Origin of the sequence: Alkalihalobacillus sp. TS-13, assembly GCF_019720915.1 — a bacterium.
GTDB lineage: Bacteria > Bacillota > Bacilli > Bacillales > Fictibacillaceae > Pseudalkalibacillus.
Map to the genome: position 1 here is coordinate 1,365,691 of NZ_JAHKSI010000001.1, position 26,085 is coordinate 1,391,775.

Here is a 26,085-nt window from a genome sequence, read left to right on the forward strand (position 1 = left end):
AATAAATAGTGCCTTAAAAAAGACTTACAAGCCAGTTTCGTTTCTTTGGTTTCACTGGGCTGTATTCCGTCCTGATCTCATTCGTAGCCGTCACCTGCAACAGCAATTGTTCTTCGAGATCGAGCATTTTTTCCTCGAGTTCTGTCAATTTCGTCGCCATCTGATCCATGTCTTTCCTATGCTGCATGACCTGATATGACAAGACTTCATCAGCTTTTTGAGAAACCTTCGATTCTAGAACGTTCAATTGATCTTGGAGCTGTTTAAAATAGACATCAAGTTCTTTCAGTCCGTCCCCGCTTTTCACTGCCTTTGTTTCATTTGAACTTCTGTTCTGTAATTTGATGTCACTCATCTGCAAGCCCTGTTTCAATTGTTTTTGTATTTCTTCCAATTGTTCGATGTCTTCTGAACGGAATAAGTAGTGACCGTGATCATTTTTAGGACATGGAATGTCGAAGTACTTTACCCATCGTTGAATGGTAGTCGGGTTGACATTGAGCTTCCTCGATACAGTTTTCGTTTTCACCAAGCTTTCCATTTTTACGGACCTCCCGGGAATAATGGTACCTGTACTATTCGCCGGGTCATTCTCCTTCCCCTCCACTCCTGACAAAACTAGTTCCCTTTCGGCAAAGAAAGTGGATTTTCCTCTCTACATCAAGGATTCGACAGCAGTTGATCCGCTGTATAGTTGTCAATCCTTGAACCATACTAATCATAGGAGGTGACTTGGGTGAGTAAACGAAGAGGGACATCTAAAGAGGAAAAAGTCGCAGGCCAGCCGAACAAAAAAACAGGTTACGGTGATAAAAAACTAGAAGGGCCGAACCGTCCATCAACATAAACCGAAGATCGAAGTGTCAGCTATCTTTTTCACCCATTCTTTGAGTGGAACAGAGGCTGACACTTTTATTTGTTCTCCTTTATTCGGAAGAATGCTTTCCATTTTGCCAAGACATGAATCTCAAGTCGTTTATGTTCATACCAATCATTCAATTTGACCTGCCCGGGCAATTTCACGTGTTTAAAGTGCTTTTCAACGTTCCGTGTATATGTTGACCAATCCTTGTATTCTTTACGTTCATGATTGATGATCGGATAAAGCATACGGAGTGGTAGATGATGCCCTTTTCTCGTTTGTTGGAACAGATAGCGTTCAAAGTCTGCTCTGCTTCCAGTCGGCTCAGTCATTCTAGCAAATCGAACAAATCGATCATATAACCCTGGTTTTGATACAATTCCCAGAAGCCCCTTTCCAAGTCTGATCCGGTTCGATACTTTGCGGAATCCATGTACCGATATTCCAAATAGATCACCTTCAAGTGTCGGAAACAACACAGTACTGAAATGCAAATGGTCTTGAAGCCAGTAAGGAAAGGTTGAAAACACTTTCCTTTTGTACTCTTCCTTGTCCAAAACGGGATTTTGGATCACATGCTGCTCGTTAATGATCAATGCCGTATCTAGTCTTTTCCGATCCCGATCTTGCCAAAAACGCTTCCATTCCTCCACCATGAAACTTGAAACCCCAAATTCCTTCAACAAATGAAATAAAGGCAGTCCTAATTGTTTCGATTCCTCATACAATAGTAGCTGTGGATACGCGTCTGCAAAGATTAACCAATTGGCTCTTTCATAGGTATAGAAAATCCAACGGCGTCCCTTGCAAGGCATGAGCATTCGGAATTCTGTCAATTGAAGATCACCCATATTCCATCCAGCATTCCGTGAAACCATACTTGCAAGGAACGGCCAAAAAAATTCTTTATTACGAAAATGATAATTTTGGTAAGCCTTGGTCCGCGAGATATTATCTGTATTCATCCTTGCAGTTTTCTGCTTGATCTCTTCAATGAGTCGAAATTCGGACACATTTGATGCAAACGCTTCCTTATATAATAGACGTTCCATATAACCACCCGATCTGCAAACGTTTGTTCTTAAAAACCAATAGTGATACTCGACATTCACCAAGAATATGGTATATTCTTAATGATGCCCTGCACCTGATGATGTTATTTTTGAAACTAAATCGCGTTTCATTCGTCTAGGATGTTGATGACTCTGCAAGGCTTTGAAAAGGAAGGTGAACCGGATTGAACTTTCGCTATCCAAATCGAAAAAGTGGACCCGTACAGCAACGAACGCAATCCTTCAACAAGGTTGATGTGAATAAATCGTATGCCAATCGCGGGATGACATTCGAAGAGGATATCAACCATACGAATGAATACTATCTGAAAATCGGCAAGGCGGTAATCCACAAAAAACCGACTCCTGTCCAGATCGTTTCAGTAGATTACCCAAAACGGAGCGCTGCAGTGATCAAGGAAGCCTATTTCAAACAACCTTCTACAACTGATTACAATGGGGTCTATCGAGGACGATACATCGATTTCGAAGCGAAAGAAACACGTAATAATACATCATTTCCATTAACGAATTTCCATCAGCATCAAATCGATCATATGAAACAAGTCATCGAACAGGATGGAATCTGTTTCATTCTGGTAAGGTTCAAAAATTCTCAGGAAGATTATTTGATGGAAGTTCCGCACTTATTTCATTTTTGGGATCAACAAGACAATGGAGGTAGAAAATCCATTCCAAAAACCTATTTTGGAGAAAAGGCTCATTTGATTCAATTAGGTTACAACCCGCGTATTGATTATTTGAGAATTATCGATGAATTGTTTTTTTCTACAAAGTAAGGGGTAAGAAACATAAGGTTCGATTCGAATGATTATTACGTCAGGTTACGTTTAGAAAGGTAGGAACAATGATGAGTGACAATAAATACAACTCACGACAACAACGACGTCAGGGCACGTCTACACAGAAAGAGAAACCATCCAATACTCAGAAGAAAAGTATGATGAAAAAAATCACTGCTCTTCTTCTTATATTCGGTCTAATAGGTGTGACAGCAGGTGCTATCGCCGTATTTGCGGTCATAAGCCAATCACCTGAGCTTGACCCGAAAGCTCTCGATACACCAGCATCATCCAAACTTTTCGATAAAGATGGTAACGAATTCGGTATGATGTTCAGGAATGAAAAACGAGTCAAGGCACCACTCGATGACATTCCACAGGTCATGAAGGATGCTGTCATCGCAACAGAAGATGTCCGATTCTACGATCATTTCGGTATCGATGTACGCCGGATCGGTGGTGCGGCAATCGCTAACATAACAGGCGGTTTCGGATCCCAGGGTGGAAGTACGATCACCCAACAGGTCATCAAGAACGCATTACTGACCAACGACAAAAATATGACAAGAAAGATTAAAGAAGCATACCTTGCAATCAAGCTTGAACAACGATATTCCAAAGATCAGATCATGGAAATGTATTTGAATAAAATTTATTTTGGCGAAAGTGCATATGGGATCGGGACAGCTGCTAAGACATATTTCAATAAAGATATACAGGATTTAGAATTACATGAAGCTGCACTGTTGGCTGGATTGCCTAAAGCACCATCCACCTACAGCCCATTTGATAACCCTGAAAAAGCTGAGAAACGACGCAATGTCGTCCTCTCTCAGATGGCGAAGTACGGTTTCATTACTGAGAAACAAAAGCAAGAAGCTGCTTCGATTCCTGTCACAGATTACGTAAAAGAATCGAAACCAGAAGAAAAACAAAAATCCTACGAGACTTTCAAAGCACAAGTTATTAAAGAAGCTGCCAAAATGGCTGGATTCGAGGATCCAGGAGAAGTTTATACTGCTGGACTTGAAATTCATACTACTCTTGATCCTAATGCACAGAATGCCGTTGAAGAAGCTCTTTACACTGACAGAATCATCAAGGATGAAAATATCCAGAGTGGTATTGTCCTCACCGATACGAAAACCGGTGCGGTAAGAGCAATCGGAAGCGGCCGGAAGAACACAGCAAGTTCGTTCTATGCGACACAGATGGACTCACGTCAACCAGGTTCATCAATCAAGCCGATACTTGATTACGGTCCTGCGATTGAACATCTGAAATGGCCGACTTATAAAAAGTTGAGTGATGAAAAACTTGTTGTGAATGGCCATGAATTCCACAACTGGGACAGGAAGCATCATGGCGATGTGACAATGCGCAGAGCATTGTATGATTCTTATAACCTTCCAGCGATTCGTACATGGCAGGAAGTCGGTCCAGATAAAGCGAAAGATTTCGCTTCTAAACTCGGAATAGAAGTCGACGATAAACATTACAGCCCAGCCTATGCAATCGGTGGATTCAATAAGAGTCCTTCACCGATGGAAATGGCTGCTGCATACGCTGCTTTTGGAAACAAAGGGGTTTATAATAAACCGTTCACTGTAACGAAAATCAAATTCCCAGACGGCCGTGTCATCGAACACAAAGCTGAACCAAAAGCTGCAATGGAAGAGTATACAGCTTACATGGTGACTGACATGTTAAAAGACGTCATCACTAAAGGGACTGCCAAAGGATACGTAAATCTGGATTTCCCTGTAGCTGGTAAAACAGGTACAACGAATTATCCTGCTGAATATGGAGAAGAATTCAAAGGTAAGACAAGAGACGCATGGTTTGCCGGTTATTCTTCAAACCTATCTGCGGCAGTCTGGACTGGATATAACCACAGTAAAGATGACGATGGAAACCCGCAATATTTGACTAAGGATACGGATGATTATTCTAAACTGCTTTTCAATGACATCATGGCAAAAGCAAGTGCCGATCTAGATAATACGGATTGGAAACGTCCAGATTCTGTCATCGAGGTTCCTATTGAAAAAGGTACTGACAAGCGAGCAAGTGAATTCACTCCGAAGGATGAAATCGTCAAAGAACTTGCTGTCAAAGGTACCGACCTTCCGAATGTCTCTGAAGAGTATAATAAGCTTGAAGTACCACAAGGACTGAAAGCCGAATATGATGAGAAGAAAAAAGAAGCGAAATTAAAGTGGAAATATCCCAAGAAGTTCATGGAAAAAGGCATCACATTCAAGATCCTCTACTCGATCGATGACGGCGGATTCCAGGAACTTACGACTCAAAAAGAAATGGAGCTAGTCGTTCAGAACATGTCTCCAGGTGCGAATTATAAATTTGCAGTCGTTGCGGTCGATGAGGAGAATGGAAAAGAAAGTGAACCTGCAACTGTACAAGTGAAAACACAAGAGAAAGAAGACGACTCCGGATCCCCTCCTTTCGGTGATGATGAGGGGGATGGAAACGGTAATGATAATGGAAACGGTGGAGGACCTGATCAAGGAGAAGGCCCACCACCACCACCAGAAGGTGAAGATGGAAACGGTGGAGATGGAAATGGAAACCCTGATGAGGGCGGAAATCCGAATGAGGATGGAGATGACAACGGCGGCGATTCCGGCTTGCCATTCGGCATTGGTGGATTCGTCCCACCATCGCCATATAATAAACAAGCTTCATAAAAGATTTTGGCATTGTTAAAGATAATGTTGATTTCGATTAAATTTGATTGAAGCGAAATTTGCGACACTCCTGCGGGAACAGTGAACCGGCGAGCCTCCCCAGCGAGGAACTCGCGAGGAGGCTTGCGGAAGTGGGTTAATGCAATGAAGTGATGTCCAGCTCAGCCGACCAGTCACTTGGATCACTGCATACTTCCTGCGGCGGTCGACACATTGATTGACATCCTTATGAGTGAGCCCACGCAGAACCAATTCTTTGTTTGGTTCGAGCCTCCTCGTCAGTTTTCCAGTGACCTGCGTGACTAATCGGGTCGCTTCCGCTTTTCGTTTGCCCGCGGAAAGGGAGCGAATTTCGTAAAAATCATCAATAAAGTATAACAAAGCCAAGATCTTAAAAACCCTGAGTGGACATTTCACTCAGGGTTTTTCATCTTATCATCTTTTGATATTGAACCGATCTTTGATCAGTGGCCAAAGAGGTTTATATGGGAAGGCAAGATTCCAGAAAGACATACCTGCTATATCTAGCTTTTTGATCAAGTCGAATTTAGCTGACATACTTCTCAAGTCCTCAAACCAAACGATATGTTCCTTACCGTTTTCATCATAATACGTATAGTAAGGAGCCTGGTCTTCCTCGTCATACTGAATCTCAGTTTGTCTAGTATATGCTAGACGAGTCGCCTGAGGCACACTCAAAGCTTTCGCGAAAGGTCCTCCCTCCACATACGGTAATGTCCAGTCATAACCATATAAGTTGATTCCCATTACCAGTTTTTCTTTTGGAATTTCCGCTAATGCATATCTCAGTACTTTTTCTACCTCTGGAAGTGGACTTACTGGTAGCGGCGGTCCTCCGCTCCAGCCCCATTCATATGTCATGATGATGACATAATCAACGATCTCTCCATGTGCTTTATAATCGTGCCCTTCATAAAGGACACCTTTTTGATCGGCACTTATCTTCGGTGCGAGAGCAGTAGATACAACATAACCTTGTGGCCGCATTTTTGCTACCAGCTTCCGCAAAAATTGGTTATAGGGCTCTTTATTCTGACTTCCTAAAAACTCGAAGTCGATGTTGACACCCTGGAATCCTTTGTTTTTCATCACTGTTTCAATATTGTTGATCAGTGTATTCTGGATCTGGTCATTTTTCAGGACAGCTGTTGCTAAATCAGTATCGAACTCTGCTCCTTCTTTAATATTCGTCACGGTCATAATTGGTTTCACGTTGTTCGCCTTCGCTACTTCGATCAATGCATCATCATTATCCAAAGGTCTAATGTTGCCTTGTTCATCAACGTGATAACTGAACACAGACAACCAGCTCAATGCATTTCCAGCAGTCTTTGCATTCTGCACCGAATTTTCAAATGGCTCGGCATATGCGTTCACCAGTGCGGTCGTTTTCGGTCTTTGTGGCACACGGAGCACTTGACCTGGGTATAAAATATTTCCCTGAATTTGCGGATTCGCATTCTTCAACTGTTCAATCGAGACACCCGTTTTATTCGCTATACTGAAAAAAGAATCTCCCGGCTGCACAGTATACCTATTTTGCGTTGGTATCAGCAGTGTTTGACCGATTGCTAGCTGATCTGGAGCTTCCAGACCATTCAAATCGACAATTTGCTGCCAAGGTATACCATACTGATGAGAGATTCCCCATAGAGATTGTCCTCTTCTCACAACATGGATTTGCATGGATATAGTCCCTCCTGCCCGACATAATCGTGCTATTATCCTATGTTGTCAATTGTTGTCCATATGCTGTTTTTTTCGTTCTTCCAGCATCCACATCTTTTCAATTTCATCATAGAGCTGGCTCAATTGGATGAAAGACTGGTAATGATCTGGATTTCCCATAAGGAATGAAAGGCGTTCATAAAGATTTACAGGCTGTATTTCCATTAGGGTCAACTCTTCTTTCAAATGAGTTAACCGTTTCACTTTCTTTTTATTGGTCCAATAGATTAATGTAATGAACCATCTGATTCCAGCAATCATTTTTGGGCGGGCTGCCTGTCGGTTACGTTGGGAAAACATTTTAGAAATCTCGACTTTTTCCTCTCTCCAACGTTCAAACAAACTGGTACACAATACTGAGCGATCAATATTTCTTTGCTGGAATTGCTCTGTTTCATCAAGTAGATCCAGCAAAAAAGGCACTTCCATCAATTCAACGGTATTCATCGTCTCGTCATAGGTGAGATCGTCGTTACCGAATAAAGGATGTATGAATTTATCCGGAAGCTGAATTGTCCTGTTAGACATTCTCTTTCACTTTCTTCATCCTTTTTTGACCTTCGCGACATAAGTAAAGGAGAGGACAGGTAGTACACCGGGGGTTTTGAGACTTGCAGTGGTACCGTCCGAAAAAAATTAGACGATGATGAGTCTCGGACCACTCTTCCTTTGCAATCTTACGCATCAATGTTTTCTCAACCTCAAGCACACTATCTTTCCATTTGCAGATCCCCAGCCGTTTGGATACCCGCTCTACATGTGTGTCAACTGCAATGGCAGGTTCCCCAAATGCGACAGACACGATGACATTCGCAGTCTTCCGTCCTACACCAGGCAGCTTCACCAGTTCATCACGATTTTGAGGAACCACACCTCCATGCTCATGAATAAGGATTTGAGAAAGCTTCCGGATGTTCTTAGCTTTGTTTCGGAACAGTCCAATTGAACGGATGTCTTCTTGTAATTCTTCCAATGGAACAGCTAAGTAATCTTCCGGGCATTTATATTTATCAAATAGACCTGGTGTCACTTTATTGACAAGTGCATCTGTACATTGCGCCGACAACAAAACCGCAATCGTCAGTTCAAAAGGGTTCGTATGGTGCAATTCGCAATGGGCTTCAGGGAACATATTTCCTATTTCATCTAAAACTTCTCGGATTTGTTTCTTTGTTAACATGAATGATCGCGTCCTTTATTACGATTGTTCGAGCCAGTTATAGTACGGAAAATCCGTCTTTCCGTTTGATGTGCTCTGATGCGAACTTGATTTCTTATATCGCTGTTGCCGAAACTTTTCACCATATTGCTTCGCTTCGTCGACGGTACGAATTCCGTTCTTCTTCCACTCGAATAAAATTCGATCGATGTATCGAAAGTTGAGTTTTCCGGATAATACTGCTTCCTTCAAAGCAGCAATGATGATCGAGGAATCGTGTTGATCCTGATCAAGCCACATCGATAGCGTTTCACATTCGATCGGTGATAATGGTCTGCCGAACTCTTTTTCCATGATTGTGTAGATCTGCTGCTCTTCCTCCTGGCTTTTTTCACGATCTTCATCAATCTGATCTTCTTCTAAAACTCTGATCAACTTCTCCCATAGGGGCTGGAGTGTATATGTTTCAGAATATATCTTTTGTACAAAGTCTTCCTGCTCTTCTATTTTCAACATCCCTTTTTGAATGCAAGTCCTTAAAATTTGCATACATTTATGAGGCGTAATCGTCATTCTCGCTGATAATTGTTGCGGTGTAGGAAAATGGTTTCCACCTTCAAGGAACGAATGCATATGTAATAAAACCATCAATTCTTCTTCATCAAGTCCAAGTCGGCAATAATTTGCCAAAAGAACATTGGGTATGGATATCGTCCCCATCTCTATCCAATTTAAAAAACTATCTTTTTTCATCACACACACCTCCCCTTCATTATAACAAATCAACCAATACCGATGATTGATTTCCTTCAAATCGGTTTTTTATTTTTTCTAAGGCTGTTTTGGCATTGTTTTTGGAAATATGCTCGCTTTCCGCGGACAATCTGCAAGCCTCCTCAGCTCGTTCCTCGCTTGCGGGGTCTCGCTTAGCTTGCTTTTCCCGCTGGAGTCTCACATATTTCCACTGCCAAAAGGTTTCAGCATCTTTCTTTACAACACAACTTTCCATTAGCAACAAGCTTTTAGAATCAGACCTTTTCTAAAGACTTCTCTCTTAGAAAAGGTTCAGTTTTCTCTTAAGTATAAAACTTCGCTCAGTTGTAAAAATTGTCGAAAAACGATAAATGTTGATAAAAACGATAATATGTACATAAATCATCGGAAATGTTCAATTAAAACTGGGACATGACATAAAACAAAAATCTTGTTCCATAAAAAAGTACATGAAATTGAACTCTCCGTGTTTGTACAAAGAGAAGAAAAGCACTTGGTGTACTAGAGTCTAACATGCAAGCATGACGACTTCTACACTAGTGCTTTTCAGGGTATAAAACGCTTATTCGATACTTATTAAGGATATAAACGATTGAGCAGACGCGGGAACGGAATGGACTCACGAATATGCTCGATGCCTGATAACCAGGCAACAGTACGCTCTAGACCAAGCCCGAACCCAGAATGAGGGACACTGCCATACTTCCGTAGTTCTAAATACCATTTATATGCATCATCTGACAAGTCATGCTCTTCGTAGCGTTTACTCATCAGCTCGAGGTCATCAATCCTCTGGCTCCCACCGATGATTTCACCATAACCTTCCGGCGCGATCAAGTCTGCGCATAATACAATATCATCGCGTTCAGGATGCGGCTTCATATAAAATGCTTTGATGTCCTTTGGATAGTTCGTAATGAACACTGGTTGATCGAAGCTTTCGGCAATTGACGTTTCATGAGGAGCTCCAAAATCTTCTCCCCACTCGATATCATCAAAACCTTTTTCCTTAAGCAGTTCGATTGCCTCATCATACGAAATCCGCGGGAAAGGAGCTTTGATTTTTTCAAGGTTCTCAATATTACGCCCTAAGGTTTCAAGCTCTACCCGGCAATTTTCAAGCACAGATTTTGCTAAGAAGGCGACGTATTGTTCCTGGATTTCAAGGCTTTCTTCATGTTCCACGAACGCCATTTCCGGCTCGATCATCCAGAATTCGATTAGGTGGCGCCGAGTCTTCGATTTTTCAGCCCGGAAAGTCGGCCCGAAGGAGAAAACCCGACCAAAAGCCATTGCAGCAGCTTCCATGTAAAGCTGTCCACTTTGTGAAAGATAGGCCTCCTCATCAAAGTATTTGGTGTGGAATAACGTTGTTGTCCCTTCTGCAGAGCTCCCAGTCAAAATTGGAGGATCGATCTTTACAAATCCTTCCTTATTGAAAAACTCATATGTAGCACGGATAATTTCGTTTCTGATACGCATGATGGCATGTTGCTTTCTAGAACGTAACCATAAATGACGGTTGTCCATCAAGAATTCGGTACCATGTTCTTTCGGTGTGATCGGGTAGTCGACAGATTCATGGATCACTTCCAATCCAGTAACGACAAGTTCGACACCTGTTGGAGAACGGTCATCTTTTTGGACGGTCCCTGTCACATACAGGCTTGACTCTTGTGTAATTGATTTTGCTGTCGTCCATACATCTTCCTCGACTTCTTTTTTTACGACGACACCTTGGACAAATCCAGTGCCATCACGTAATTGTAAGAATGCAATTTTTCCACTAGAGCGTTTATTGGCGAGCCAAGCTCCGATTGTCACTTTTTCGCCAATATGATCGCGTAATAATTGAATTGTGGTTTTCACAATATTCCCTCCACCCATGTTAACTCTACAATTTACTTTTTGATTTGCTTTCCTTATTTTACATAAACAAGAGCCGATAAACAACCGGCCCTTATTTTTGATGTATTTCCATGAAATTCTTGATACGTTCCAGCGCTTCCTCCAAAACAGGAAGTGATGTCGCATACGATAAACGTACGTTATCTGGAGCACCAAACCCGCTTCCTGGAACTAGGGCGACCTTTTCATACTCAAGTACTGCTTCCACCCACTCATCAACAGTATTGAATCCTGTGAGCTCAATCGCTTCTGTCACATTAGGGAACAAATAGAACGCCCCCTTAGGCTTGACACATTTGAATCCTGGAATCTTGACCAATTGCTCATAGACTTTGTTGAGACGATCCTCAAAAGCCTTCTTCATTTCTTCAACCGGTTCCTGAGTACCGTCATATGCTGCGATCGCCGCATGTTGAGCAATCGAAGTAGGGTTTGATGTACTGTGACTCGCAAGATTCGTCATTGCCTGGATCACATCACGGTTACCAACAGCATACCCGATTCTCCATCCTGTCATCGCATGGGATTTCGAGACACCATTGATGATGATCGTTTTCTCTTTTAATTCAGTAGATAACTGTGCAATCGAAACATGACGCTCTCCAAAATAAGTCAGTTTTTCATAGATCTCATCCGAAACGATCATTATGTCATGTTTGAGACACACATCACCGATCGCTTTCAATTCTTCAGAAGAATAGATCGCTCCAGTAGGATTTGATGGAGAATTCAAGATCAGAATTTTCGTTTTATCGCTGATGACATCTTGCAGTTGTTCAGGAGTAAGTTTAAATCCATTCTCTTCCTTACCTTCGACGTGTACCGGAGTCCCGCCAGCAAGCTTCACTTGTTCAGGATAACTCACCCAATATGGTGTCGGTACAACCACTTCATCTCCTTCATCCAATAGGACCTGGAATAACGTATATAAAGCATGTTTTGCGCCAGTCGTTACGATGACTTCACCAGGGACATAAGATAGCTCCTGATTCTGTTGAAGCTTTTGGATGATGCTTTCTTTCAGTTTCTGCAAACCTCCAGCGGGTGTATATCTTGTATACCCTTCATTCATGGCATTCTGCGCACTTTCCAGGATATGGCCAGGTGTGTTGAAATCTGGTTCACCTGCACCCAAACCGATGACATCGTGTCCTTCCGCTTTCAATGCATTTGCTTTTGCTGTAATCGCTAATGTGCTTGATGGTGTCAATGCTTTTACCCGCTTTGCTAATTTCATTACAAACCCTCCAATAAATTACTTAGTTGAACTATAACTTTTGGTTCATTGTGTAAGCTTTGAAAAAAGTTCCGTCTTTGAATCGTATGTAATGGAACGTATATCTGCTTCCGCCTTGTTTATATACGATTTCCCAAACAGGTGTGAATGAAGAAGTTTCACGGTATTTTTCCAAACCTATCCGAATTGAAACAACTTTATCGGCATTTAATTCTTGCTGTATATATTGTTTCACTTTCTCGACATTCCAACCATCTTCAGTTCCCAGTACATGAAAGTCATTTTCATCAGATAGTGGAACGAAAACATAGCTGTCTTCATCGTCTACCTTAGCACGGATCACATCGAAAGCGCCATGTGAACCGTTATAATGCTCGATGTCCTCAACTTGAGTGACATCATATTCAGCTTTTGCTATCGCAACACTTTTCTGTTGCCCCTTGCCATACTCATTCCAAACATAATAATAATACGATACACCGATCACTAACGTCACAAATAGAAATGCTCCCAATAGATATAACGTTTTCTTCATCCGTTACCCCTATGTTCGATAGATGGTGAAGACCATCTTATCTTCATCGTCTTTATCCAAAGCCAACCCGAACATCAAATCCTGATGTTTAAGCGTCCGGTTCAACGCATCCACAATTTTGTAGAGATCACTGGAAGATTGAACCTTCACAGTAGAAAGTATTTCTATCTTACTTTCCATTTGTCATTCCACCTCATCCTGTTGCCATTATAGTTCGATCGATGCTCTTCGGCAAAAACATCGTTTGGCTTTCCTGTTTTATCCTTCAATAACTCTTTTGTTTAGGGACAAAATAAAAGTATCAACCAAGCAGTTCTTAAAACGACTGCATTATATATTTCCTTCCCTACACCTTTTTAGGCTGACTTTTTGAAGTCAGCCCCTTTTTTTCTTACCTACTTGTTTATTTTCAACGATTCCATCGCCTTTTTCAATACTTTTCATGAACATTTTTATACGTTTTATTACCTTGATCAATGCATTTTTTAAAAGGCATTTTGATTAACCATTAATGATGGGCTATTACGAAATCCATTCCTTTTCGCGGGCTCACCGTAAGCCTCCTCATGTGCTAATGACACAGTGAAAATATTATTTTGTCAGCTTCATTTGTATACGACTTTCGGCTTGATCAATGGGATCTGGGTGATTTCATATTGTTTCTTGTTCGTTTTCACCATTACGATCCCCTGTTCATTCGGCTTTAATATTTCCGTCCATCGTTCCTCTAGTCTGGAAAGCACTTCTTCGCTGGCACGATAGCCTTCTTTCTTGAAAATGACCGCTACTTCAGGCTTCACATGATCCAACAGGGCATCACTTGTTCCAAAGTAATGACCGAAACCGGCGACTTTGATCAGTTCCGCATCTAATGAACCATCAACGATGATTGCCTTATCTGCAGCACCATTCGCTACCCCCATATAAAGGTAATGATGCACACCGTACTGAAGGTTCAATGCCATACCACCTTTTCCTTTCCCTTGTCGTTCCTCAATATATTTGACTCTAAGGGATATCTTATTAAGCAGTTCAACCCCTTCTCCAGCTTCCAAGGGTTTGACGACGCCTTCTGGTATATGGTAACGCTCAATGAAATCCTCTGCGGCGATTCCAGCCACCATTATCCGGCCAATTTCTACATTTTTTAATAGCCAGGGCAGGTTACCAGTGAATTGTTTGCCTATATTCGTCAGAATCAGTGTATCAATACGATCTACCTGGAAAATTTCCATCTGGCGCTTGAATTGTGCTGCGGAAAGTTCACTTCCAGTATTAATCAGGACATTTTCTCCTTGACTGTCTTGAATGAGTGTAGCCTCTCCGCTTTCAAGCTCCAAAAAAGATATTGCTAAATCCTCTTGGTCCAGATTGAGGTCCAGTTCTTTAATCGCATTTCCAGGCAACTCTTCATTCATAAAAAATACCGGCTCATCTTTAACCGGAATGTTGGTGATAAGGAGAATGACCAAGAATAAGCTGAAAATCATCATTGGCCTTTTATACACAATAAATCCCTCCGCAAAAACGGTAGTCTTTATTTATAGTGTATGCTGACCTTGATAACTTAACCTATAAAGTCTTCGAGGTCATCCAACAGTTCATCCATCTTCCCTTCCTGTACCGGTACATCCGGGAGGGAACTGAGAAAAATCTTTCCATATTTTGTTGTGACGATTCGTCGATCGAACACAAACACCGCGCCATGATCGGTCGAGGAACGTACCAATCGTCCAAAACCTTGCTTAAACCGTATGATCGCCTGTGGAAGTGAAAGCTCCATGAAAGGGCTCTTTCCTTGTTTACGAAGCTGTTCGCTACGAGCTTCAATTACGGGGTTATCAGGCGGGTTGAATGGCAGACGCACGATAATCAGACAGGAGAGATCGTTGCCTGGTATGTCAACACCTTCCCAAAAACTGCTGGTACCGAAAAGTATGGCACGATCCAACTGCTTGAAATGCTTCGTCAACCTTGCCCGGCTACCGCTATCGATTCCCTGACCAATCAATGAAAAATCTTCTGGTTCTGCAAGCTCTTTAAATCGATGATATGTCTTTTTCAACATATCATAGCTTGTGAATAAGACAAGCATCCTCCCGTCTGTCACATGGGCTATTCTATAAATTGATGCCGCAATCGTCGCTGCGTAATTTTCCGTTGAAACATCTTTGATCATCGGCAGGTCAGTAGGAATCATGATTTTCGCCTGATCACGATAACTGAAAGGAGATTGGAGTTGAACAGATGCAGTTTCATCATTCATTCCAAGTCTTTTCCGAACAAAATCGAAACGGTTTCGTATCGTCAATGTCGCAGATGTCAAAATAACACTTCTTTTCTTTTCAAAGAACTCTTTCGAAAGCCTGGAGGAAATATCGATCGGTTGATTATAAATGGATACTGCATTCCTTGCACCGGCGGGATCCGTCTCAATCCAGCATACTTCTTCTTCATCACTACCAAGGAGCATATGTGCAAGCAGGTTTCGCTCCTCATCTAATTTATTGAGAAGACCACTGTAATCCACAAGGATCCCTTTTTGATAGACATTAAAATGTTCCTCATGATCCTGTGCTTTTTTGAGGAGATTACGACACTCACGGATGAGGTCATTAATCTGAAGCTGCACCCTTGCGAAAACTTCCTTCATTTCACCATACCAATCCTGGTCAACATCGAAATTGGTGAAACGGAAATTAATCTTTCCTACTTCCGATTTTTTTCGCCCTTTGGAAAGTACATATGTTTTGATCATACTGAAAAGCTGATCGATTTCCACCTTTAGATCTTTTAGGGCATCCGTAATTTTACTCTTATCATAGGTAATGTCTACAGTATCCAATATTTCTGTAAGTTTCAAAAAGAGGTTGACTGTTGTTTCTTCTGAAGTCCCTAACCTTTCCAGTGTCCGATGAAACGCAAAATAATCAGTCTGCATACCGAAGTGATCACTTGCAACATCATCCAAGTGATGCGCCTCATCAATGACGACTTCCTTGTAAGAAGGAATCAACGAATGGTCATTCACAAGATCAGTAAAAAGCAATGCATGATTGGTTATGATGATATCTGCATCGTATGCTTCCCTTTTGGAACGATGATAGAAACACCTTGAAAACCAAGGGCACCTATGGTTTAAACACGAATTCGCGTCGCTTTTCACCTGATGCCAAAACAACTGACCCCCAGAAGGAAGATTCAATTCTTCAATATCCCCCTCTTCAGTCGTCGTCAACCAGACAAGCAACTGTGCTTTCGCAAGCAGAACATCATAATTATTATCATAAATTTGATCAAGTTGTTGCTCAAATTTTCGTAGACATAGGTAATGGTTACGACCTTTCAATACACTTGCATTGAATTTGAATGGGATCATTTGCTGCAACAAGGGGATGTCCCGGTCAAGCAGTTGTTCTTGGAGCTGGACTGTATGAGTGCTTATGATAAGCGGACGACCTGTCTTTTTCGCATGAAGCAACCCTGGTATCAGGTATCCCAGTGACTTTCCGATTCCCGTTCCCGCTTCGATCATTGCGTGCCGTCCCTCACTTAGCGATTTTCCGACGACATCCATCATTTCAAGTTGTCCGTATCTTTTTTCGTAATTCGGCAATGTTTCAGCAAAACGTTCTTGAATATGTTGATGAGTCAGTGATTCATCAACATATTCTTCATCAAGAGCCACCTCTTTCATTTGCCTCAACACCAGTTGGCGGTACACATCGAGGTCTGGCACTTCTTCCTCCAATTGCCCTAATTTACGATTGACACATTCTTGGACGAGATCCGCGACATCACTGTGCAGACCTTTAAGCAATGGATGCAGACGCTGTAGTGTCAGTAAAGGTAGATGATCAAGGAGTTTCAATAATTCCACCAACAATAATCCAGTCGCCTCTGCATCAGAATCGGCTTGATGAGGTTGTGAATGATCCAATGCAAGGGATTCTGACAACTGGCTGAGTTTATACGAATCCAAATTAGGCATGAGGATACGTGATAACTCTACCGTATCGAGCAACATCCCTGTCCATTCGAGATAACCTGCATTGTCCAGCTCTGCATTCAAAAAGGTCAAATCAAACTTGATGTTATGAGCAACGAGGCAAGCACCATCCAAAAGCTTTAATAGCTCTGGTGCCACTTCATCGAAAGTGGGCGCCTCATCCACTGTTGCTTGATTGATTCCAGTCAAAGAAGTAATGAAAGAAGGTATCACCATCTCGGGGTTTACATATGTCGAAAATCGATCGATGATAGTACCGTTTTGGACGACCACCAAGCCGATTTGGATGATTTTATCTTTATTTTTTGGAGAATGTCCTGTCGTTTCAAGGTCAAGGACAACATATTTATTGTTCATGGTTTCACCTCAAGAATCGAAGCAAACGAAGAAATCTTTCCTTTTTAACTGCATTCGTCTGCTACATATAAAGAAAACTCGGGAAAGCTAAGCCTTTCAGCTTATTTGCCCTTTTTAATGTGAGTTTTGATTTCATTTGACAGTATTATCTTAGCGAAATTCGCGACTAACACGTCCTGCGCCACCGGTTACTCGGCACAAAACTACAAGGATGGAGCGTAAGTCCGTGGTCTTGTGGAGAACGTCGAAGCATCACACCTTGTGCAAGTGAGCTAGGAGGCTTGCGGAAGTAGGTCAAGACATAGAAGTGATGTCCATCTCAGCGACCAGTCACTTGAATCACTTCAGACTTTTCTGCGGCGGCAGGGGCCTCCTCGTCAGTCTTCCAGTGACCTACGTGACTAAGCAGGTCGCTTCCGCTTTTCGTTTGCCCGTAGAAAGGGAGCGAAATTTCGCAAAAATGATTAATAAGAGCACTTAATTGCCTTTAAAAAGCGGGTGCGCATGCAAAGATCGCACTCCGCTTCACTACCTTATCTCTTGTTATATTTTACGCTTTAACATTTGTTCGTGCAATGAAAGAAGATTGCTGCTTTCACAAAGAACCTTAACATTATACAAAATAAAAAGCTCTCACGTGGAGAGCTCCTATAGGATTGTTGCTTCTGGTTCATATGATATCTGTTCGATGATCGTGTTGTTCTCATCCATAATCGCAACAGCTGGTTTATGGCTACGTGCTTCTTCCTCGGGAACCATCACGTAATTCAAAATGATGATGACATCTCCAGTTTGTACAAGACGTGCTGCGGCTCCATTCAAACAAATCGTGCCGCTTCCCCTTTCACCAGCTATAATGTATGTTTCGAAACGAGCGCCATTATTATTATTTACGATTTGCACCTTTTCGTTCGGAATCATACCAACAGCATCTAAAATATCTTCATCGATTGTGATGCTACCTACATAATTGAGATTGGCTTCTGTAACTCTGGCTCTATGGATTTTACCTTTCAACATTGTACGTAACATTGCCTGTCTTCCCCTTTCATTTGCTATCGAACGGCCTCTATGATGATATTGTCGATTAAACGTGCGTTTTCAAAACGATATGCTACTGCGATGATGGTCTTTTGCCCAAACGAGTCGACAATCTCTAACTCTGGATAAGATAATAGTTCGACGTAGTCGATCTTTCCATATTCCAATCCATTCATTTGATCCAACATGTCTTGTCGGACTTCAGAAACCGTCGCCCCTTTTTTTGCTTTATCACTTGCTATTGTAAGGGCTTCAAAAAGTTTTGGAGCGATTGCCTTCTCCTTTTCGTTCAAGTTTACATTTCTTGAGCTCTTTGCGAGACCATCTTCTTCACGGACAGTCGGACACGTTATCAACTTAACCGGAAAAAAATACGAACGAATCAGGTCATCCACTACTGCAACCTGCTGTGCATCTTTCTGACCAAAGTAAGCCCGGTCAGGTTGGATGATATGGAACAATTTCGTCAGGACTGTCACGACACCATCAAAATGACCTGGTCTCTTTTCTCCGCAGAGTACTTCCGTCCTTTTTGTTACAACCAGTTTAGTCCCAGCATCATTTGGATACATTTCTTCATTGGAAGGATAGAAGAGTATATCAGTCCCATTCTCGCGTGCAATCTTCTGATCCCTTTCAAAATCACGCGGGTAGCGATCTAGATCTTCACTCGGACCAAATTGGAGGGGATTGACGAAGATACTCGTTACAACGATATCACATTCCTGAGAGGCGCGACGCATCAATGAAACGTGACCTTCATGTAAAAATCCCATCGTCGGAACAAACCCGATCGTCAATCCATTTTGTTTTTTTTCCCTCATGTACTCTTGCATTCTTTTCCTTGTTTCAATGATGATCATATTTTTCCTCCGTAAAGGGATGCCAACTGTTCTTCTTTCATCGTGAAAGTATGTTTTTCTTCAGGAAAACGCCTTTCTTTTACTTCCTCGACGTAATTTTTTATCGATAATCCGATTTGTTCGGATACATTCGTATATTGCTTTACAAATTTCGGTACGCGATGTGCCCCGTAACCGATAAGATCGTGGTAAACCAAAACCTGACCGTCCGTCCCTATTCCCGCCCCGATTCCGATCGTCGGTATTGACAAACGTTTACTTACTAATTCTGCAAGCTGACGGGGCACGCATTCCAACACCAATGCAAATGCACCTGCATTTTCAATAGCCAGAGCATCCTTGATCAATTTTTCCGCTGCTGCAGCATCTTTTCCTTGGACTTTGTAACCACCCAAAACGGCAACAGATTGCGGCGTCAATCCTAAATGACCTACCACAGGAACACCAGCATTTGTCAGCCGATCAATGACCTGGACTACGTCTCCCGCCCCTTCGACCTTGACTGCATCAGCATTTGCTTCTTGCATGAGACGGGCAGCATTTTTTAAGGCATCAGATGTAGATGTATGATAACTCATGAAAGGCATATCAGTTACCACGAACGTTTTTGATGCCCCCCTCCTCACCGCTTTCGTATGATGGATCATATCCTCCATCGTTACTGGTATGGTCGAATCATATCCGAGTACGACCATACCAAGAGAATCACCCACCAAAATCATATCGACTTCTGCTTCTTCTGCAATTTTTGCGGAAGGAAAATCATAGCTTGTCAGCATCACGATTTTTTCATACTCTTCTTTCATCTTCTTAAAATCACCAATCAGTTTCATACTTTTCCTCCTTTTTCAAAATCAGAGGCAGATGAAAGCGATGTATAATCTTTATGCATTGGCTTTGATTGTTGATTGTAAGCGAAATTTGCAATACTCCTGCGGATCGCCCGCTGAAAGGGAGTGAATTTCGCAAAATCAACAGTAGACACGAATGAGCCGTTGCATTAAAAAAACCTTCTTTCAGACAATGAGAAAGAAGGGAGTTAAAACGCTTACAAACTTTCATCCCTCTGTCCATGTCCTATGTTCGGATCAAGGCAGAACCATAACAATCACGAAATCAAAACGTATACACATGTCAATAAGTGCAGTTCGTTGATACGATACCGCCTATATGATCATTATAGCAGATAATGCACTACTGTGTTAAAAGAATACCTGATAATAACCAGGTGACTTAGCAGTGGCACAATTGATTGATACAAGAGTCTAAATTTATACATCCACAAAAAGTGGACACCTAAGTCCTTCTAACTAGATGGCCACTAATTACTAATTCACTATATCATTCACGATTCTAGCCTCCCGGTACCATTAACAGTCAAAAGGATCAAATCGTGATGGTTTTCTTAGGATTCTCGAGGGATATCAATATCTGCAGAGTACACACGATGTATCGTTCCCTTGTCATCTTCCACTAATAGGACACCCTCTTCCGTAATCCCTTGAGCGTTTCCGTATAATTCACCTGTGATTGTCCGTACTCGTACCCGCTTTCCAAGACTTGCTGCCGAACCTTCCCATAATAGTTTGATCGGAGTAAAACCATGATCCAGATACAGATGATAAAGCTTCTCCATCTTTTCTAATATCGCGCGGACCAAATATGCCCTTTCAACTTCTTTTCCACTTGCAATCTTCAGAGATGTAGCAATAGCAGCAATGTCATCAGGGAAAGCGTCCTGAGGTGTATTGACGTTGATCCCGATACCGATGATGACTGAATTGACTCGGTCTGCTTCTGCTTGAAGCTCTGTAAGGATGCCGACTACCTTCTTCCCATCAATCAAAATATCATTCGGCCACTTGATTTGTGCATCAACCCCTGTGACTTCTTCAATCCCTTGCACGACGCTAACCGCAGCAAGCAACGTAAGCTGTGGTGTTTTTTGTGGAGGAATTTTCGGCCGCAGGATCACACTCATCCATACCCCGCTTCCTTTCGGAGAATGCCAGGCTCTTCCAAGTCTTCCTCTGCCGGATGTTTGTTCGTCCGCAATTACGATCGACCCTTCATGTGCTCCTTTCAGTGCATGCTGATGGGCAATCTCCTGGGTAGAGGCGACACTTTCTTCATAATGGATCTCATGACCGAGCTTTTTTGTGTCAAGTTGATGTTTGATTTCTCCTGGTATAAGGTTATTGGGTCTTGTGGTTATCCGATATCCCTTTTTTTGCACAGCTTCAACGACATACCCTTCTTTTCTCAGTTCCTCGATATGTTTCCACACAGCCGTTCTTGAACAACCCAACACTTCACTTAATTTCTGCCCAGACTTATAATTTTCTGTGTCTGACAGGAGACTGATCAATCTTTCCCTTGTGGTTGTTGCCATTCCTCAATCCACTCCTTCACTCCTGAGGGGGTGTTCTCAATCTTCCCCTCAATGACACCTCGCTCGATTTGTTCGATATACTCTGCAATCCAAGGACCTGGATTCCTTTTTAAAAATCGTTGCAGATCATTCCCATCCATTGCCAGTTCAGATCGGTTTTTGATAGGGAGCTGCGTATGTAAAGTTTCCAGATCCTCCTCTTCCAATTCCAGTTCGTCTCCAAGGAACCGCTTTACTCGTAGTACTGATTTTAGAACGTCTAAACCATACTTATAGATTGTTAGCATAGAAGCACAGTCGACTAGACCTTGAATAAGAGAAACAATCAGAACCGTTTTTGCCTTCACTTGATTCGGCAGTTTCCATACACGCAGCCATTCATTTGCATCCTCCACACTATTACGGATAAGAAATGCTGCCCAGCGTTCCTCGATGGATTTCAGGCTTCCCCATCGATATTTTCCAAGGTAGATTTGTAGATCGAACGGTCCTCCTGGCAAATGTTGATTCACTTTAGACTTTTCAAGCAAGTCCAGTGCGTGCTCACAATGCTCACCGCACAGCATCTTTTCAAATTCATCCCGTATACGTTCGACTGAGATTTTTTTAAGAAGATAAGCATTTTCCACTAGTGCGGAATAGGTTTCTTCTTCAAATTCAAATCCAAGTATCGATACAAAGCGGATTCCTCTCATCATCCTCAAAGGGTCTTCTTTGAACCTTTCTGCTGGTAAACCAACCGCCTTCAGAAGATTGTGCTTAATATCATCCTGACCGCCGTATGGATCGATTATACTCCCATAACGATCGAGAGCCAGGGCATTGATTGTATAATCCCGTCTCGAGAGATCTGCTTCGATCGAATGATGGAAATGGACTTCCGTTGGTCTGCGGAAGTCTTCATAACGGCCTTCTGTACGGAAAGTTGTCACCTCAAAGGATTGATTGCCATGCCGGACGATGACCGTACCATGTTCAATCCCCACAGGAATCGTTTTCGAGAATATCCTTTGTACTTCATCAGGCATTGCTGACGTCGCTATATCAATGTCACCTGTTTGACGTTCTAACAGACGGTCTCGTACGACACCTCCGACGATATAGGCTTCGAATCCATTATGCTCAAGTTCCTCAATAATTTCATTTGCAAGTGTAAAGGACATTTTAAGTCTCCTATACCCGGACAGACTTCAGGCCGAGCGTTTTTGCATAAACTTCCAGATAATCATTCAAAATCATTTTCGAATGGAAGTGATTTTGAACATGTTCCACTGCGTTTAAGGACATTTCCCGATGAAGTTCTTCATCCTGAAGGATTTCCAATGTCCTAGCAGCTATCTGCTCGATATTTCCTACTTCACATATGTAACCTGTCCTGCCCTCATCGATCACTTCAGGTATCCCACCGATATTCGTGCCGATTACCGGAACACCACAAGCCATCGCTTCCAAGAGAACCAATCCAAAGCTTTCTTTTTCCGATAAAAGAAGTTTGACATCACTGATCGAGAACAATTCTGCAATGTTCTCCTGTTTTCCTAAAATGAGGACATCCTCTTGAAGGCCGAGTTCTTTCGATAATCTGCAAGCAACTGTCAATTCTGGTCCATCCCCGATCAACAAAAGTTTAGCAGGATGCTTTTGCCGAACCTTATGAAAAGTTCTCACAACATCTGGGACTCGCTTGACTGATCTGAAATTTGAAACGTGGATCAGGACCTTTTCATCTTGTTCGATTCCGTATTTGCTGCGGAGCTCTGGATTATGCTTTCGTTGATATATTTCTTCATCAATGAAATTGTACACACAATCGATTTCTTTTTCTGTGCCGAAAAGAACCTTTGTTTGTTCGATGAGACTTTTTGATACTGCTGTTACTGAATCGGATTTTTCAATTCCGAATCGGATCAACTCACTTAAACTTGGATCATATCCTAAAACCGTTATGTCTGTACCATGCAATGTCGTAACGATCTTAAGGTTCTCTCCGACCATCTGCTTGGCAAGATAAGCGCAGATTGCATGAGGGACAGCGTAATGGACATGCAGCAGATCAAGGTTTTCACGTTCAGCAATTTCAGCCATTTTACTAGCAAGTGTCAAATCGTACGGTGGATATCGGAAGACCGAGTATTGATTGACTTCAACCTCATGAAAGTGGATGTTATGATAAAATTTTTCAAGCCGGAACGGAATGCTTGAAGTGATGAAATGGATATCGTGTCCTTCCTTAGCAAGCATCTTTCCAAGCTCTGTTGCGACAACACCTGACCCTCCAATTGTCGGATAGCAAGTAATGCCGATTTTCAGTTTTTTCATATTCAATCTCCTAACAAATCATCGATCACAAGCGGACGTTTTGAGGAAAATCCTTCTGCACACTTAACACCTGCTTCTTTACCGAAAAGTGTATCACGTGCTTCCACAGCTTCGATGTAGCCGTTGTTCAACGGGGTTTCTACACCTTCATCGCTTGCAATGAATTGACTTTTATACGCTTTCAAACTTTCCTTTTTCTTATCAGAAACTTCCGAGATATCGACAGTGAAATGTGGATGCTCATAACCGTTGATGAAATAATAATACACTTTACCAACTCGGTGTGCTGGCAACTCTCCCTCAACCTGATACTTGCGTATACCAGCTGAAAAAACAGCTTCTTCGACTAATCGGCTGCAATTCCCGTGATCAGGATGACGGTCCACTGGATGAGGCAGAAAAACGATACTAGGTTTATATTTTCTTATAACTTGTGCGATTTTTTGGATGTATGATTCAGTCAAGCGTAAGCCCCGATCCGGAAGCTCCAGGTTGAGACGTCCTTGCAGCCCCATCACTTTAGCAGCCTTCGCAGCTTCTCTCTGACGAATCACTACATTACCGTTCGAAGAAAGTTCAGCCAACGTTAGATCACATATGCCAGTCTTGTATCCTTTTTGCGCATGAAGAATCAATGTCCCCGCCATACCAATTTCAACATCATCGGGGTGTGCACCAAACGCCAGGATATCGAGGTCTCCTGTCATGATCTATCCTCCCGTTCATGAATCACTTTCCGCCAATCGAAATCACCACGTCTTAGTGCATGGATGAACAATTCCGCACTAGCCATATTCGAAGCTAAGGGAATCTGATAGACATCACAAAGCCGTATAAGCGCAGCAATATCTGGTTCATGCGGCTGGGCTGTCAATGGATCCTTGAAAAAGATGATAAGATCCATTTTATCATCTGCAATCATCGCTCCGATCTGTTGATCCCCACCGAGAGGGCCGGACCTGAAACGGTGTACATCCAATCCTGTCGCTTCTGCGATTTTCATCCCAGTGGTTCCAGTAGCAAATAGGTTATGTTTTTTCAAAACAGGCTGGTAAGCGACTGTAAAATTGACCATATCCTGCTTCTTTTCATCATGAGCAATCAGTGCAATATTCATAATCTTCCTCTATTCCATCAAGTTTTCAAGGCCATAGACTAGAACATCGAGTTTCATCACTGTTTCGACTGCCATTTTCACACCTGGCATGAACGCGCTTCTGTCGATCGTATCATGTTTGATGGAAAGTGTTTGTCCAGTTGTGCCTAATAAAACTTCTTGATGTGCCACTAAACCAGGCAAACGCACACTATGGATTCTTAATCCATCATCTTCCGCGCCTCTAGCACCTTCCATATCTTCTTTTTCATCAGGATGTCCTTGTACTTTCGACTCCCTTACTTCGTTGATCATTTGTGCCGTTTTCACCGCTGTTCCAGATGGTGCATCGAGCTTTTGATCATGATGCTTTTCTATAATTTCAATATCCGGCATGTATTTAGCAGCCATTTGGGCGAATTTCATCATCAAGATCGCTCCTACAGCAAAGTTCGGCGCAATAACTGCACCTAACTCTTTCTCTTCTGCCACTTTAGTGAACTTCTGAATTTCTTCATCGGTAAATCCTGTCGTGCCGATGACTGGTCGTATTCCGTTCTCTAGAGCCGCTTCCAAGTGTTTTTTTCCTGACTCAGGTTTCGTCAGATCGATCAGTACATCTGCTTCCATTTCATTGATACATGTTGAAATATCATCATAGACTGGGATGTCCAGATTAGGTTGATCCTCTAATTCATTTAATGTTTTCCCAGCATTTTTTGTATCGACTACAGCCACCAATGTAAAGTGGGTTGTTCCATTCACCATTTTCACGGCTTCTTTTCCCATCTTGCCTCTTGGTCCTGCAATGATAATGCGGATATTTTCCTGACTCATTCTCCTGCCTCCTCGATTCTTGTCCAACGATCTTTATCTCTTGTATTGAATTTTTCCATGACGATATGGAGTGCTTCATCTAAATCAATATGTAACGAGTTTGCAAAGCAAATGATGACGAATAAAAGGTCTCCTAATTCTTCTTCAATCGTTTGTTCGCGTTCAGTGGATTTCTTCGGCTTTTCACCATAATGATGGTTAACTTCGCGTGAAAGTTCCCCTAATTCCTCAGTCATCCTTGCTAACATCGCTAACGGGCTGAAGTAGCCTTCTTTAAATTGTCCTATATAGTCATCTACTGCCTTCTGCATCTCTTTCATCGTACGTTCATCCATATCTACACCTCATTTCATACTACTCTTCATGTTAGCTAAATCGAAACCG

The 26,085-nt window shown here is 42.2% G+C and carries 25 protein-coding genes; 2 read left to right on the forward strand and 23 right to left on the reverse strand.

From position 1 onward, the window contains the following. Window positions 1-13 precede the first annotated feature (13 nt). Together KOL94_RS06780 and KOL94_RS06790 are read right to left on the reverse strand one after the other, a co-directional pair. Complete coding sequence (locus KOL94_RS06780; protein WP_221565139.1) at window positions 14-541, reverse strand: MerR family transcriptional regulator; 528 nt, start codon at window positions 539-541, stop codon at window positions 14-16. 371 nt (window positions 542-912) lie between these two features. Next, a complete protein-coding gene (locus tag KOL94_RS06790; RefSeq protein ID WP_221565141.1) occupies window positions 913-1,914 on the reverse strand; it encodes a DUF2515 family protein in 1,002 nt (333 codons plus the stop codon). A 185-nt stretch (window positions 1,915-2,099) separates the two neighbouring features. Between KOL94_RS06790 and recU the strand changes: the two genes are divergently transcribed. Both recU and KOL94_RS06800 read left to right on the forward strand, forming a co-directional pair. Further along, window positions 2,100-2,714 (forward strand): Holliday junction resolvase RecU, encoded by a 615-nt coding sequence (gene recU, locus KOL94_RS06795; protein WP_221565143.1) that lies wholly within the window; start codon window positions 2,100-2,102, stop codon window positions 2,712-2,714. 71 nt (window positions 2,715-2,785) lie between these two features. Beyond that, complete coding sequence (locus KOL94_RS06800) at window positions 2,786-5,425, forward strand: transglycosylase domain-containing protein (RefSeq protein WP_221565145.1); 2,640 nt, start codon at window positions 2,786-2,788, stop codon at window positions 5,423-5,425. 435 nt (window positions 5,426-5,860) lie between these two features. Here the strand turns inward: KOL94_RS06800 and KOL94_RS06805 are convergent, their stop codons facing one another. From KOL94_RS06805 to KOL94_RS06905, 21 genes are all read right to left on the reverse strand, one after another. After that, entirely contained in the window at window positions 5,861-7,132 is a 1,272-nt protein-coding gene (locus tag KOL94_RS06805) for a glycoside hydrolase family 18 protein (protein ID WP_221565146.1), read from the reverse strand. 48 nt (window positions 7,133-7,180) lie between these two features. Continuing rightward, a complete protein-coding gene (locus KOL94_RS06810; RefSeq protein WP_221565147.1) occupies window positions 7,181-7,702 on the reverse strand; it encodes a YpoC family protein in 522 nt (173 codons plus the stop codon). After that, window positions 7,695-8,354, reverse strand: a complete 660-nt coding sequence (gene nth, locus KOL94_RS06815) for an endonuclease III (protein WP_221565148.1) — start codon at window positions 8,352-8,354, stop codon at window positions 7,695-7,697. The genes KOL94_RS06810 and nth overlap by 8 nt, the downstream gene beginning before the upstream one ends. An 18-nt stretch (window positions 8,355-8,372) precedes the next feature. Then, complete coding sequence (locus tag KOL94_RS06820; RefSeq protein WP_221565149.1) at window positions 8,373-9,086, reverse strand: DnaD domain-containing protein; 714 nt, start codon at window positions 9,084-9,086, stop codon at window positions 8,373-8,375. A gap of 19 nt (window positions 9,087-9,105) precedes the next feature. After that, window positions 9,106-9,342 (reverse strand): hypothetical protein, encoded by a 237-nt coding sequence (locus tag KOL94_RS06825; protein ID WP_221565150.1) that lies wholly within the window; start codon window positions 9,340-9,342, stop codon window positions 9,106-9,108. Between the two features lie 341 nt (window positions 9,343-9,683). After that, window positions 9,684-10,976, reverse strand: a complete 1,293-nt coding sequence (asnS, locus tag KOL94_RS06830; RefSeq protein WP_221565151.1) for an asparagine--tRNA ligase — start codon at window positions 10,974-10,976, stop codon at window positions 9,684-9,686. A gap of 91 nt (window positions 10,977-11,067) precedes the next feature. After that, on the reverse strand, window positions 11,068-12,252 hold the full coding sequence (locus tag KOL94_RS06835) for a pyridoxal phosphate-dependent aminotransferase (RefSeq protein ID WP_221565152.1): 1,185 nt from the start codon (window positions 12,250-12,252) through the stop codon (window positions 11,068-11,070). A 31-nt stretch (window positions 12,253-12,283) separates the two neighbouring features. Continuing rightward, complete coding sequence (locus tag KOL94_RS06840) at window positions 12,284-12,787, reverse strand: hypothetical protein (protein WP_221565153.1); 504 nt, start codon at window positions 12,785-12,787, stop codon at window positions 12,284-12,286. 9 nt (window positions 12,788-12,796) lie between these two features. After that, window positions 12,797-12,967, reverse strand: coding sequence for a YpmA family protein (locus KOL94_RS06845; protein ID WP_221565154.1), 171 nt, complete (start codon window positions 12,965-12,967; stop codon window positions 12,797-12,799). 425 nt (window positions 12,968-13,392) lie between these two features. Next, window positions 13,393-14,295 carry a ComEC/Rec2 family competence protein gene (locus KOL94_RS06850; protein ID WP_221565156.1) on the reverse strand — a complete coding sequence of 301 codons (903 nt, stop codon included), beginning with the start codon at window positions 14,293-14,295 and terminating at the stop codon, window positions 13,393-13,395. Between the two features lie 59 nt (window positions 14,296-14,354). Further along, window positions 14,355-17,153, reverse strand: a complete 2,799-nt coding sequence (gene dinG / locus KOL94_RS06855) for an ATP-dependent DNA helicase DinG (protein ID WP_221565157.1) — start codon at window positions 17,151-17,153, stop codon at window positions 14,355-14,357. A 648-nt stretch (window positions 17,154-17,801) separates the two neighbouring features. After that, window positions 17,802-18,185, reverse strand: coding sequence for an aspartate 1-decarboxylase (panD, locus tag KOL94_RS06860; RefSeq protein WP_221565159.1), 384 nt, complete (start codon window positions 18,183-18,185; stop codon window positions 17,802-17,804). A 23-nt stretch (window positions 18,186-18,208) separates the two neighbouring features. Then, window positions 18,209-19,057 carry a pantoate--beta-alanine ligase gene (gene panC, locus KOL94_RS06865; protein WP_221565161.1) on the reverse strand — a complete coding sequence of 283 codons (849 nt, stop codon included), beginning with the start codon at window positions 19,055-19,057 and terminating at the stop codon, window positions 18,209-18,211. Beyond that, window positions 19,054-19,890 carry a 3-methyl-2-oxobutanoate hydroxymethyltransferase gene (gene panB, locus KOL94_RS06870; RefSeq protein ID WP_221565163.1) on the reverse strand — a complete coding sequence of 279 codons (837 nt, stop codon included), beginning with the start codon at window positions 19,888-19,890 and terminating at the stop codon, window positions 19,054-19,056. The genes panC and panB overlap by 4 nt, the downstream gene beginning before the upstream one ends. Window positions 19,891-20,462: 572 nt before the next feature. Then, window positions 20,463-21,449: a biotin--[acetyl-CoA-carboxylase] ligase gene (locus KOL94_RS06875; RefSeq protein ID WP_221565165.1), complete on the reverse strand. Its 987-nt coding sequence runs from the start codon at window positions 21,447-21,449 to the stop codon at window positions 20,463-20,465. Further along, window positions 21,422-22,612 (reverse strand): CCA tRNA nucleotidyltransferase, encoded by a 1,191-nt coding sequence (locus KOL94_RS06880; protein WP_221565167.1) that lies wholly within the window; start codon window positions 22,610-22,612, stop codon window positions 21,422-21,424. Before KOL94_RS06880 ends, KOL94_RS06875 begins: the two co-directional genes overlap by 28 nt. Window positions 22,613-22,622: 10 nt before the next feature. After that, complete coding sequence (bshA, locus tag KOL94_RS06885; RefSeq protein ID WP_221565170.1) at window positions 22,623-23,768, reverse strand: N-acetyl-alpha-D-glucosaminyl L-malate synthase BshA; 1,146 nt, start codon at window positions 23,766-23,768, stop codon at window positions 22,623-22,625. A 2-nt stretch (window positions 23,769-23,770) separates the two neighbouring features. Beyond that, window positions 23,771-24,475, reverse strand: a complete 705-nt coding sequence (bshB1, locus tag KOL94_RS06890) for a bacillithiol biosynthesis deacetylase BshB1 (RefSeq protein ID WP_221565171.1) — start codon at window positions 24,473-24,475, stop codon at window positions 23,771-23,773. Continuing rightward, the gene (gene mgsA, locus KOL94_RS06895) at window positions 24,472-24,885 is read right to left on the reverse strand and encodes a methylglyoxal synthase (protein WP_221565172.1); all 414 of its coding nucleotides are present in this window, start codon (window positions 24,883-24,885) and stop codon (window positions 24,472-24,474) included. The genes bshB1 and mgsA overlap by 4 nt, the downstream gene beginning before the upstream one ends. A 9-nt stretch (window positions 24,886-24,894) precedes the next feature. Continuing rightward, window positions 24,895-25,701 carry a 4-hydroxy-tetrahydrodipicolinate reductase gene (gene dapB / locus KOL94_RS06900; protein WP_221565173.1) on the reverse strand — a complete coding sequence of 269 codons (807 nt, stop codon included), beginning with the start codon at window positions 25,699-25,701 and terminating at the stop codon, window positions 24,895-24,897. Continuing rightward, on the reverse strand, window positions 25,698-26,036 hold the full coding sequence (locus KOL94_RS06905; RefSeq protein ID WP_221565174.1) for a nucleotide pyrophosphohydrolase: 339 nt from the start codon (window positions 26,034-26,036) through the stop codon (window positions 25,698-25,700). Before KOL94_RS06905 ends, dapB begins: the two co-directional genes overlap by 4 nt. Window positions 26,037-26,085 lie beyond the last annotated feature (49 nt).

Excerpts from the sequence above, each read along its gene's own strand:
- KOL94_RS06780 (WP_221565139.1), bottom strand. The coding sequence starts at position 541 with ATGGAAAGCTTGGTGAAAACGAAAACTGTATCGAGGAAGCTCAATGTC.
- KOL94_RS06790 (WP_221565141.1), bottom strand. The coding sequence starts at position 1,914 with ATGGAACGTCTATTATATAAGGAAGCGTTTGCATCAAATGTGTCCGAA.
- KOL94_RS06800 (WP_221565145.1), top strand. The coding sequence starts at position 2,786 with ATGAGTGACAATAAATACAACTCACGACAACAACGACGTCAGGGCACG.
- KOL94_RS06805 (WP_221565146.1), bottom strand. The coding sequence starts at position 7,132 with ATGCAAATCCATGTTGTGAGAAGAGGACAATCTCTATGGGGAATCTCT.
- KOL94_RS06810 (WP_221565147.1), bottom strand. The coding sequence starts at position 7,702 with ATGTCTAACAGGACAATTCAGCTTCCGGATAAATTCATACATCCTTTA.
- nth (WP_221565148.1), bottom strand. The coding sequence starts at position 8,354 with ATGTTAACAAAGAAACAAATCCGAGAAGTTTTAGATGAAATAGGAAAT.
- KOL94_RS06820 (WP_221565149.1), bottom strand. The coding sequence starts at position 9,086 with ATGAAAAAAGATAGTTTTTTAAATTGGATAGAGATGGGGACGATATCC.
- KOL94_RS06825 (WP_221565150.1), bottom strand. The coding sequence starts at position 9,342 with ATGGAAAGTTGTGTTGTAAAGAAAGATGCTGAAACCTTTTGGCAGTGG.
- KOL94_RS06835 (WP_221565152.1), bottom strand. The coding sequence starts at position 12,252 with ATGAAATTAGCAAAGCGGGTAAAAGCATTGACACCATCAAGCACATTA.
- KOL94_RS06840 (WP_221565153.1), bottom strand. The coding sequence starts at position 12,787 with ATGAAGAAAACGTTATATCTATTGGGAGCATTTCTATTTGTGACGTTA.
- KOL94_RS06845 (WP_221565154.1), bottom strand. The coding sequence starts at position 12,967 with ATGGAAAGTAAGATAGAAATACTTTCTACTGTGAAGGTTCAATCTTCC.
- dinG (WP_221565157.1), bottom strand. The coding sequence starts at position 17,153 with ATGAACAATAAATATGTTGTCCTTGACCTTGAAACGACAGGACATTCT.
- panD (WP_221565159.1), bottom strand. The coding sequence starts at position 18,185 with ATGTTACGTACAATGTTGAAAGGTAAAATCCATAGAGCCAGAGTTACA.
- panC (WP_221565161.1), bottom strand. The coding sequence starts at position 19,057 with ATGATCATCATTGAAACAAGGAAAAGAATGCAAGAGTACATGAGGGAA.
- panB (WP_221565163.1), bottom strand. The coding sequence starts at position 19,890 with ATGAAACTGATTGGTGATTTTAAGAAGATGAAAGAAGAGTATGAAAAA.
- KOL94_RS06875 (WP_221565165.1), bottom strand. The coding sequence starts at position 21,449 with ATGGCAACAACCACAAGGGAAAGATTGATCAGTCTCCTGTCAGACACA.
- KOL94_RS06880 (WP_221565167.1), bottom strand. The coding sequence starts at position 22,612 with ATGTCCTTTACACTTGCAAATGAAATTATTGAGGAACTTGAGCATAAT.
- bshA (WP_221565170.1), bottom strand. The coding sequence starts at position 23,768 with ATGAAAAAACTGAAAATCGGCATTACTTGCTATCCGACAATTGGAGGG.
- bshB1 (WP_221565171.1), bottom strand. The coding sequence starts at position 24,475 with ATGACAGGAGACCTCGATATCCTGGCGTTTGGTGCACACCCCGATGAT.
- mgsA (WP_221565172.1), bottom strand. The coding sequence starts at position 24,885 with ATGAATATTGCACTGATTGCTCATGATGAAAAGAAGCAGGATATGGTC.
- dapB (WP_221565173.1), bottom strand. The coding sequence starts at position 25,701 with ATGAGTCAGGAAAATATCCGCATTATCATTGCAGGACCAAGAGGCAAG.
- KOL94_RS06905 (WP_221565174.1), bottom strand. The coding sequence starts at position 26,036 with ATGGATGAACGTACGATGAAAGAGATGCAGAAGGCAGTAGATGACTAT.